This window comes from Streptomyces sp. NPDC043870, from assembly GCF_056435785.1.
The window spans coordinates 1-11,051 of the sequence record NZ_JBWKDT010000085.1; the positions used below are offsets into that span (position 1 = coordinate 1).

Below are 11,051 nucleotides of genomic sequence, written 5' to 3' on the forward strand. Positions count from 1 at the left end.
CCACCAGTTCAAACGCCTCCGGATCCGCTACGAGATACGCGCCGACCTCCACCTCGGCCTACTCCAACTCGCCTGCAGCATCATCTGCTTGAGACAACTCCGAACCTCATTCTGAAATGATCAGTTAGGTGCGCCCTACGCACCCGACCTCAACCCCGCCGAAGGGATCTGGTCACTGCTGCGGCGGGTCTGGCTCTCCAACGTCGCCTTCAGCACCCCCGAACACCTCGTCCAGCGCATCCGACGCGGCATACGGCACATCCAGTACCGCAGCGACCTTCTAGACGATCGCCTCGCCGAGACCGGCCTGACCATCAGATACCTGAGCAACCCAGCGACATCACAAGTTCAACCTCAGGTAGCCGTTGGCTTCCTCCCCCTGTTCCTCCTGTCAGAGGATCCATACTCCTAAAGCCGAGACCGACGATGGCAAATGCGCGGCATCCGCAGCCCCACTTGTCCGCGACAGCACGAAGTCCTGCGGGAACGCCGCTTGTCCCGAGGATTCAGAACCCGACGAGCTCGAGAGTGAGCAGTATGAACCCGCAAGTTTTCACCGCATCGGACGGCTCGGAGCACGCCACGCGCGGAGGAACCAGCCTCACCGCTCTCCTCCCTGCCGTCGAGCGTCTTGCAGCGCGCGACGTCGCAGCCGCTGCGCTCCGTACCGTGCATGAGACAACAGTGCAGGTAGTCTCCTGCCACGGCAGCGAGGAGTTCTGCAACCAATTCCTGGGTGACATGCGCAGCGGAAGTATCGCTGGGGCTCTGGCTATCACTGAGCATTCGAGCGGATCGAACCCACGGGATATTTCCAGTTCTGCCGAGAACGATGGTGACGCATGGCGCATGAGCGGTCACAAGGTGTGCGTTTCCGGAGCCGAGCAAGCAGGTCTGTTCATTGTTCTGGCTCGCTTCACAGTTGATGGGCATCATGCGCCTACAGTCGTGGCAGTCCCGGCTGACGCGGACGGCGTCCAGGTGGCGCCAGCGCGCCCCATGTTCGGATTGAAATCTGCCCCGATATCCGACGTGAGCTTCACCGACGTCAAGGTCGAGCCGTGGCAGGTTCTGGGAACGATAGGCGATGGGTTCGACGTCATTGGTGACGCGCTGGGTCTGGGACGGACTTGTGCTGCGGCGATCGCCCTCGCGGTGATGAAGCGATCCGCCCAGCTCATGTTCCGATACGCATCTAACCGTACGGTTGCTACCGGGCGGCTCTTCGATAACCCCCAGGTTCACCGTCGGATTAGTCGGATTGCCTCCGATATTGGCATCATTGAGAGTCTGCTCCAGAAGGTTTGCATAACCGGATACTCGACTCCTGAAGAGATCACTATGATTCTCAAGTCGGTGTCATCGGAGTGGTCGTTTACTGCCAGCGACGATGCCCTGCAGACTCTTGGCTGGCGTGGCTACGCTGAAGTGAGCGGTGTCCCCGCCCTCATGCGCGACTCGCGATTCCTGCGGATCGGAGAAGGGCCGACCGAGGCACTGATCACCGAAGTCGGCGCTCGTCTGGCGGCTGGGTCTGAGGTCATCTATGAGTGGCTCAATACCCAGGGCGCTGTTGCTGTCGCTACAGAGCTAAGTGGGCTTGTGGAACAGTTCACACACACCGGTGACTTCTACGAATTGGGTCGTCTCGGCTGCGCGGCAGTACTTGAAGCAGCGATATCTCACGAGGACGCCAAGAAAGCACCGTCCATCTCCAGACTTCGAGACGACGCGGTGGCCTCCCTGAGTAGCCCTCCGGAGGGGAGAAGCATCCACGAGGAGTTGCCGACTTATGCGGAGGGAGTAGGCACTCTCGATGACTTCCTCGCAGCGCGTCGCTGTATTGAAGATGGGTTCCTCTCTCCTCGTTACGGACACAGGGAGAAGGTACATCCCCTAGTCGGTACGAGGCGTACTGGCTGGCACCGAACGGTGCATGGCATGGTGCAGGAGCAGATAGATAGGTCTCCTGAGTCCATTGCTGTGGTCAGCCGAGATCACGCATTTACCTATGCCGAACTTGACGAGCATGCCTCTCACATGGCTAGCCGCCTTGTCGAAGCTGGTGTAAAGCCAGGCGACGTCGTTGGGATTCTGCTGCGGAAGCAGAGTGTAAACCTCCCCATCTCGAGTCTTGCGGCACTTCGGGCAGGTGCAGTACTGCTTGTGCTTAATCCTTCCCACCCTGCCAGTCGCATAACTGAGGCAGCACAGGACGCTCGAGTTTCCTGCATCGTTTTCGCCGCGGACACTAGCGACGTTCTGCCGTCGGACGTGCCGTCGGTGGATGTTGGAAGCAGTGTTCCCTCTACGACTCCTCTGCCTGCTGTGAACACGAGTGGCGATGCTGCTGCCTACCTGAATTTCACCTCGGGATCCACGGGCCGTCCCAAAGCAGTGGCTGTCTCGCATGCCTCATTTGTAAATCAACTTCTGTGGCGTCGCGATGAGTTCGGGATCGGTTCGGACGACGCTGTACTCCTGTCAGCGGCGCCAGGTTTTGATATCTTCATGTGGGAGGTCTTTGGGCCTCTCATGGCCGGCGCGCGAATTGTCCTGTGTGATCCAGAGATGGAGGAGTGGGATCCTCGGGGCATTGCTGACAGCATGGCGAGGGACGGTGTCACAGCAATCCAGATTGTCCCCTCGCAGCTTGAAGTGCTGATGGAAATTCCGGAGCTGGCGTCGTGCATAAAACTGAGGCACGTGTTCTGTGGGGGCGAGCCGCTCTCGATGTCCCTGGCGCGCAGTTTCCATGAGATTTGCCCGAATGCGCGCATTTCTAATCTTTACGGCCCGACTGAGGCAGCAATCGACGCCACCTTCTGGCGCTTCGATGCTACCGAACAGTCGAATTGGGCTCCGATTGGACGTCCGGTAGATAACACGCGTCACTACGTGGTCGACGAGGAAGGCGCTTTGGTTCCGGACGGTCACGAAGGAGAGCTGTGGATTGGCGGTGCCGGCGTGGCGATCGGGTACGTAACTGACGGTGGCCTCACTGATAGGCGTTTCCGCCGCGACTGGCGTGTACCGGACCCGGCGGCCCGGGTCTATCGTACGGGGGACCGGGTAAGGCGGCGGAGTGACGGTAGCCTCGAGTTCTTGGGGCGCTTCTGTCGGCAGTTGAAGATTCGTGGCATGCGAATCGAACCTGCGGAGATCGAGCGGATCCTCTGCAGTCACCCCGGCGTACTCCAGGCGGTAGTGAACGCGCAGGAGCGACGTCCAGGCGAGAAGTGCCTGGTGGCTTACGTCGCCGTTGGTTCGTCTCACGAGCATCCCGCCGCCGAGGATGTTCTTGCGACGGCTCGTGAGCACCTGCCCGCCGGTATGGTGCCGAACGTCGTCATCATCATGGATTCCTTCCCCCTGTCGGCGAATGGAAAGGTGGATGTAGAGAGGCTCCCGCCTGCCACGTTCAGCAGCGACCGGCTTGCGTCTGGGGAGAGTGAGTGGGACCACTGCGTTTCCGATCTCGCGTCTATCTGGGAGGAGGTGCTGGGCCACCCCGTTCCGGGTCCGAGCGCTGAATTCTTCGAAATCGGAGGACACTCGCTGGCAGCGCTTCGCGTCTCTCTTCGCGTTCAGGAATCGAGGGGCGTCAGGCTGGAGATGCGGGACTTCATGCAGAACTCGACGCTGTCTTCCCTCGCGGATCTGATTCGTCGCAGGAAGCAGTCCATACATGCAAGTGAGGAAGTTTCCGCTCCGACTCTGGCCCTGGCCGATCGTCAGGGCCCCGTCCCGCTGGCACCGGCGCAGGCGGCCCTGTGGTACCACCAGGAGGCGGTGCCCCAGTCAGCCGCCTACAACGTCACTGACGCAGTGCGCATATGCGGTTCTCTCGATAGTGAGCTGCTCAGGGCCGCGTTCGACCAGGTGGCCGGGCGGCACGAGGCGCTGCGTACTGTGTTTCCTGCCGAGTCTGGGAAGCCCAGCCAGGTTGTGATGCCCGCCGGGTTGGTGTCCTTCGAGGAGTCCGACCTGAGTCATGTCGATTCGGCGACTCGGGAGGACACGGCACGGGAGTACATCCGGAACTTCGCCGCACGGCCGTTCGCGCTGAAGAGCGAGACGCCTCTACGGGTGTGCCTCGTGACGGTGGGTGCCGACGAAGCCTTCTTGGCGTGGACGGTGCACCATATAGCGGCCGATGGCTGGTCCATGGCCAAGATCATGCCGGAAGAATTGTCCGCGGCGTACCGGGCTGTCGGCAAGGCGGAGGACCGTCCTGGCCTCGAGATCCAGCCAGCCGACTACAGCGGCTGGACGGCTTCACGACTGACCGAGGAACGGCGTGCCGAATGCGCTGCCTATTGGAGTGAGAACCTTCAGGGTGCACCAGCCGAGGTAGCTCTCCCCCGCGACTTCCCACGCCCTGAGCGCCCCCGTTTCACGGGTGCACGGGTGCCAATAACGGTACCTGCGGAGACTCGGAAGCTGGTGCAGTCGTTTGCCCGAAGGTGTAAGGCAAGCCCGTATCACGTGCTGCTTGCTGTCTTCGCCACCAGCCTCGCAGCCAGCGGCGGTGATCGCGATGTCGTGGTCGGCGGAGTGACTGCCGGGCGAGACCACGCCAGCGTGGAAAAGGTAATTGGAAACTTTGCTGCCATGCTGCCGTTCCGTTGCGACTTGCGGAATAATCCAACCTGCCACGACGCCGTGGTCAACGTTCGCGATACGGTCAAGTCCGCACTTCGTCATAGCGATGTTCCGTTTACAGACATCGTGAATACGATCATCCCTCCGCGGCAAAGCAATCGAAATCCATTGTTCCAGGCAGCACTTGCGCTCTACGATGGCGAGTTCAACGAGCTGTCGTTGCCGAATGTGACGATCGAAACTGTTGAAATCGATCCTGGTACTGCACGCTTCGATCTCCTCGCCTCTCTCAAAGACGACGGACGCAAGTTGAATGGATTTCTTGAGTACGACACTCAAATCTTCTCCCATACAACGGCAGCCGATATGGTACGGCAGTTCGAATGGCTGTTGGATCGATTTGTCGAGAACGAAGAGTGTCGACTGGAAACTCTGGTCAGAATGCAGGCGCAGAGCCAAGGTGACCCGACGGAAGTAGGGTCTCCGACGGTTGCACAGCACCGCATCTGGATGATCGGCAAACTGGATCCTGAGAACGCAGACGCACTAAGCTCCCAGCGTTATTACGAGCTTAGCGGTGATATCGATGCCGAACTCCTGGAACAGGCTCTACAGCGACTCATGCGACGTCACATCGCATTGCGTAGCCAATATGACGACGACGGTCGCGGGCACATCGCACGCGTCGTTTCCGAGCCCCGGAAGATCCGGATGCATGATCTGCGCTCCTGCCCGGAGGCCAGCAAGGAAGAACTCGCTCGTCAACTCCTGGCCAAGGATTCTCGGGAACCATTTGACGTCTCTTCACAGGCCCCCTTCCGCCCTATGGTCATCAGGCTCGAGGATGACCGGCTCATACTCGGAATGAACTGTCACCACATCGCATCGGATTGGTGGAGCGACGCCGCGGTGAACTGCGATCTGGCAGGCATTTACCAAACCCTAAGCAAGCATAAGGAAATGTCGAAATGAACACTCAGGAACTCCTGGACGTCACCCCAAGCCGCCGGTCGGACGAAGCCAGCTTCCATTACTGGAAGCAAGTGCTCACCAATGTGTCTGGGCACCTACAGCTGCCGTATGACGCTTCCAAGGCGGTCGGCACGACTATCCGCGGGGCCCGAGTCGAGGTGAATCTGCCGGACCCCGTACACAGCAGTCTTACTAGCGTAGCCGCGGAGATTGGCGTGGATCCTTCGACGGTCGTGCTCGCCGTCTGGCAGTACCTGCTGCACCGCTACTCCACCGAGGAAACGATCTTGGTGGGCGTTCCTGCTCGTCCGAACACGGTCGCGGCGGACGCCGTTGGCTACTTTTCCAACGTCCTGCCGATCCGCTCAGACCTCGCTTCTAAGGCGACACTGCGCATGCTGGTTGAGCATGCCGCCGCACAGGTTGCCGAAGCCCGCGAGCATGCCCATGTTGACTTCGCGGAGATCGTCAAGTGTTCGTCCCGCGGCACGGCTGCAACTGATCTCGTTGAGGTCTCCTTTGTGCCCCACATTGCTGGCGCGGAAACCTTTAACCTGCCGGGCGTACAGACGTCCCTTGTGCCACACGATCCCCGACGAGCCCTGTTCAAACTCGGGTTGGCTGTCACTGAGTACTCTCACCGCCAAGCCCGCATGGCGCTGGATTACCGAACCGACCTCTGGGAGGGTTCGACTATCCAGAGGATGGCCGGCCACCTTGTCACGCTGTTGTCTACGGCGGCGCTCCAACCAGATAGTCCACTGGACGGTTTCTGCATGCTCACTGAGGAGGAGGCACACGAGCTCATGGATCTGGACCAGCGCCGGGTCATACCACCGGCCCAGCCGACGTTGCATCAGGCCATCCGTAGACAAGCCCAAGCCGCGCCGCATGCACGGGCAATGGAGTGCGAGGGACGTCACCTGACGTACGAGCAGATGTACTCCTGGGCTGGCGAGATCACAGGAGCTTTGCAGGCAAGCGGTGTTCGCCGGGGAGACAGGGTCGCGGTCCTTCTCGAGCGCACCGAGCGCTTTCCTGTGGCTGCGCTAGCCGTCGTCCAGGCGGGTGCATCCTACGTACCCATCGATCCGCGATGGCCCTCCCACCGGATCAACCTTGTTCTCGAAGACTCCAACTGCGCTGCTGTCGTTACCGAGTCCGGACTCCGCGGATCCCTGCCCCCGTACGAGGGCGAGGTGATCGAAGTCAGTGCCGAGCCAGGCAGTGCACAGACGCCCTCTTTCGCAGAGGTCACCGTCGATCCCGACGACCCCGCTTACGTGATCTACACCTCGGGCTCCACCGGCCGGCCCAATGGCGTTGAGGTGACGCACCACAACCTGATGCGCCTATTCGGTACCACTGACAGCTTGTTTGAATTCACCTCTTCGGACCGGTGGACCATGTTCCACTCCGTCGCCTTTGACTTCTCTGTTTGGGAGATGTGGGGAGCTCTGACGCACGGAGGGTGCCTGGTCGTGGTCCCCTATCTGATCACCCGTAACCCTGACGCTTTCCGAGAACTCCTGGCAACGGAGGGAATCACCGTCCTCAACCAGACCCCATCCGCTTTTGCGATGCTCTGTGACGCAGACGCACGCACTAATCTCCCTCAAACCCTAAGGTATGTCATTTTCGGCGGCGAAGTGCTCCGGTTCGCCGATCTCTCGCAATGGGCCCAGCGTCATGGCGACAGCCAGCCGCAGTTGATCAATATGTACGGAATTACGGAGACCACCGTGCATGTCTCCTTCCGTCGGGTCTTCATGGAGGATATTCGGCACGAGAACCGTTCACTTGTCGGGAATCCTCTCCCTGACCTGGAGTGCCTGGTTACGGATCGGGAAGGCAATCTCGTCCCCTACGGCGTGCCGGGAGAGATACTTGTCGCCGGTCCTGGACTTGCGAAGGGCTACATCGGGAACCCGGAACTGACTTCTCGGCGATACATACCGCATCCCTTTCGTGAGGGAGAGCGCGCATACCGCTCAGGAGACGGAGCTAAACGGATGGCAAACGGCGAGATCGAATACCTCGGACGATTGGATAACCAGGTTCAGCTCCGTGGGGTGCGAATTGAACTCGGTGAAATTGAATCGATCATGACTCGAGTCCTCTCGGTTTCATCGTGCCATGTGGCAGTGCGCGAAGTCGGCGGCGAGCCCCGCATCGTGGCCTATGTCATCTCTCCGGACAAGATGGCTGATTCCTCGCTTCCGGGCGTACGTCGCACTCTGGCGCCGCACCTTCCTGAGTACATGCTTCCGTCCGCTGTGGTTACCCTGGATGGCTTCCCGCTCACCGCGAATGGAAAAATCGACCGCACTGCGCTCCCGCTGCCGGCGCCTGCCGGGGAATCGCAGTCTGTCGCCCCGATCGTCGCTGAAAGCGACGACAAGATGGCGCGCTCGCGTACTGCTGAGAGGACGCATGAGGTATCTCCTCAGCTGGAACTCGAGAAGATCCAGGGCTACTTCGCTGAAACCTGCGGACTCAGCCGCGTTGATCCCACTGCCAACTTCTTCGAAGTAGGCGGCGACTCGATGCGCGCCGTACAACTCTCCGCCCTCGCCCAGTCTGCAGGACTCGACATAACCATCCAGGAAATCTTCGTCCACCAAACCCCCGAAAAACTGGCCGCCAGCGTCAGTGCGAAAGGGATAGATCGCAGCCTTGCGGAGAACAAGGTCATGGAGGAGATCATCCCAGAGGATGAGATTTCCCCAAACATCGAAGATGTATATCCCCTGTCCGGACTTCAAGCTGGCATGCTTTTGCACAGTCTCCGCGACGGCGCGGGAATTTACCACGACGTATTTAACTATACGGTGCAGGCTCGTTGGAACGAGAAAAGCTTTAGGAAGGCTCTCGATGGGGTCACTGAAAAGTACCCCACCCTGCGCACTACTTTCGATCTGACCGCCAGCCCGGAACCCCTGCAGTTCGTTCACAAATCAGCGACCGTTCCACTGACTGTGGTGGATCTCAGGGCGGCATCAGAGGACGACCAGCAGGAAGCAGTCTCCGTCTGGATGACGACAGAGGCAGCCAGTCAGATTGACTGGACGGTACGCCCGCCCATTCACCTGGTGGTACACCTACTCGACGACAGTCGCTTTGAGTTGGGCTTCAGTTTTCACCACGCTCTGATGGACGGTAAGAGCCTGGTAGCCCTGCGCACGGAGTTGCTCAGTTCATACAATCTGCTCCTGGAGGGTAGGAACCTGCCGGCCGAGGCATCACCCGGAAATGGCGTTCGGGAATTCATCGTCCTCGAGCAGGCGGCGCAGAAGGAAAGTGATTCCAGAAACTTCTGGAAGGAGCACCTGCAGGAGTTTGAGCCTCGACTGTTTATCAAGAGGAAGGAACATTCTGGGCAGGTGCACACAGTGCGGCACCAACTCTCGAGCGAAATCCTCTCAACCCTTCAGCAGGTCGCTGCCAAGCGTAGGGTCCCGCTCAAGAGCGTTCTTCTCGCTGCTCATTTGGTTGTGAACGGACGATTGGCTGGACATGGCGATGTGGCCACCGGTCTGGTCTGCAACGGTCGGCCCGAGACAAAAGCGGGCCACGAGGCGATCGGCATGTTCCTCAACACTGTTCCCCTGCGCGTCACTATGCCGGAAGATCACGGGGCAGTCATCGAGCAATCGTTCGCGGCTGAGATAGCGCTGATGCCGCACCGCCGCGTGACACTCCGAACGATTCATCGTGATCTTGGGGTGGAACGTCTCTTCGACACGGCATTCAACTTCGTCGATCTCGACTCGATAACTCCCGACTCTAAAACGAAGACTCAGATCCTTCGGCACAAGCTCATAGAACGGACGAACATTCCCCTCGTGACCGTTTTTGCCAAGGAGAACGAGACGCTCACCATGGGTATCGAGTTCGCCCCTGAGTGTGTTTCTTGGTCGCAAATTGAAGGCATCCTTCGCGCCTACGAGGAGGCTATAGACGGTATTTGCAACGGAGGCATCGCTAATCTGCCAGACTTCGACACGGAATCGGAACTAAACATGCTGGAAACCGCACCGGAAGACCTTGGCGAACTGCTGCGACAAATCTGGGAGGATGTGCTGCAGCATCCGGTAGTCGCTACCGACAATATGCAGTCCCTTGCGGGAGACTCCATTCATACTCTCGTCCTCAGCGAGCGAATTGCCCAGACATTCGGCTGCGAGCCACCACTTCAGGATCTGCTCAGCGGAGCAACGCTGGCCGATATGGAAAACGTACTCGCTTCGCTTACGTCCCCAGGACGAAGCTAGGTATCAGACATGAGCCACATCAAACAACTTCTCTGCTTCCCTCACGCAGGCGGCAATGCATCCATGTACGAAGCATGGAAGGTCCTACTGCCCGTTGAGGTGGTACCCATCGAGTATCCAGGGCACGGGCAGCGAATCTGTGAATCGCTAGCTCATGACCTGAACAAACTAGCCTATCAACTGGCTTCGGAAATCAAGCAGAAGACATCTGGTCCGTATGCCTTCTTCGGACACAGCATGGGCGCTCTGGTTGCGTTCGAAGTAACGCGGACACTTCAGCGGGAGAATCACTCGGGCCCGGAAAAGCTCTACGTTTCAGCTAGCCCCGCCCCCGTGCCAGTGGACTCTGACCCAACTTTTGTTCCGCTGGACAACGACGTTCACGAAGAAGCGCAGGACGTTATGAGAAATCTAGGAGGCACACCTCCAGAGGTTCTCTCCTGCGAAAAGCTCAGGAAAATCTTCCTGCCCGTACTGGAGGCTGACTTGACTGCACTGCACTCTTACAGGTGCCCGCCAAATGAGCAATTCCGCATTCCTATTGCAGCATTCGGTGGAGAGGGTGATGACACTGTCGATCGAACCTCCCTGTCAAGGTGGAGGCAGTTGACAAGTAGCGACTTTAGAGAGGTGCTATTTCCTGGGGACCACTTTTTCTTGAAGACTCATCTGCGTGAACTTGTGGACGTACTGACTGGCGACCTCGATAACGGTTCACAAGTGGGACGTGCCATTAGGCGCCCTTACAGGGCAAGAGTATGAACCGAGTTATCCTTCATGGTCTGGCAGGGTGGTAGCCGGTTCCCTCCAAGGATGCGGCTACCACCTGCTGATGGCCGACTCGAGCCGGCCCAGCAGGCCGGGAATGAGGTGCTGTTCGTGGACTGACAAGGATTACTGACCTCTTCGGATTGTTGTCGGCTGGTGGGTGAGTGTGAATCCGGTGCCTGCAAGGCAGCCGTCGATCAGGTCAGGGCGGAGTTGGATGTGGCGCAGGCCCCGGCGGAGGGTGCGTTCGAGGTGTTCGTCGTCGGTGAAGGCGGTATTGGCCAGCGGCCCACGCCGTAACAGCGACCAGGCGCCTTCGACCGGGTTCAGGTCTGGCGCGTAGGCGCAATGCTGCTGACTTTATGCCTGTGTGCTCGTTGAGTTGGTGTGGCTGTGTGCGGGCAGGTGGGGATGGCCGGGTTGTGGACCGGA

3 protein-coding genes and 3 pseudogenes are annotated in these 11,051 nt (G+C 59.3%); 5 read left to right on the forward strand and 1 reads right to left on the reverse strand.

The features are described from left to right. From AC0699_RS38490 to AC0699_RS38510, 5 genes and pseudogenes are all read left to right on the forward strand, one after another. Positions 1-115, forward strand: a pseudogene (locus AC0699_RS38490) (IS5/IS1182 family transposase); the annotation flags it as partial. A gap of 18 nt (positions 116-133) precedes the next feature. Then, positions 134-316: pseudogene (locus tag AC0699_RS38495) on the forward strand (IS630 family transposase); the annotation flags it as partial. A 221-nt stretch (positions 317-537) separates the two neighbouring features. Continuing rightward, positions 538-5,577 carry an amino acid adenylation domain-containing protein gene (locus AC0699_RS38500; protein WP_478670863.1) on the forward strand — a complete coding sequence of 1,680 codons (5,040 nt, stop codon included), beginning with the start codon at positions 538-540 and terminating at the stop codon, positions 5,575-5,577. Next, entirely contained in the window at positions 5,574-9,851 is a 4,278-nt protein-coding gene (locus AC0699_RS38505) for a non-ribosomal peptide synthetase (protein ID WP_478670854.1), read from the forward strand. Before AC0699_RS38500 ends, AC0699_RS38505 begins: the two co-directional genes overlap by 4 nt. Before the next feature lie 9 nt (positions 9,852-9,860). Beyond that, complete coding sequence (locus tag AC0699_RS38510; RefSeq protein WP_478670859.1) at positions 9,861-10,613, forward strand: thioesterase II family protein; 753 nt, start codon at positions 9,861-9,863, stop codon at positions 10,611-10,613. Positions 10,614-10,745: 132 nt separating this feature from the next. Here the strand turns inward: AC0699_RS38510 and AC0699_RS38515 are convergent. Further along, positions 10,746-10,964: pseudogene (locus tag AC0699_RS38515) on the reverse strand (IS630 family transposase); the annotation flags it as partial. Positions 10,965-11,051 lie beyond the last annotated feature (87 nt).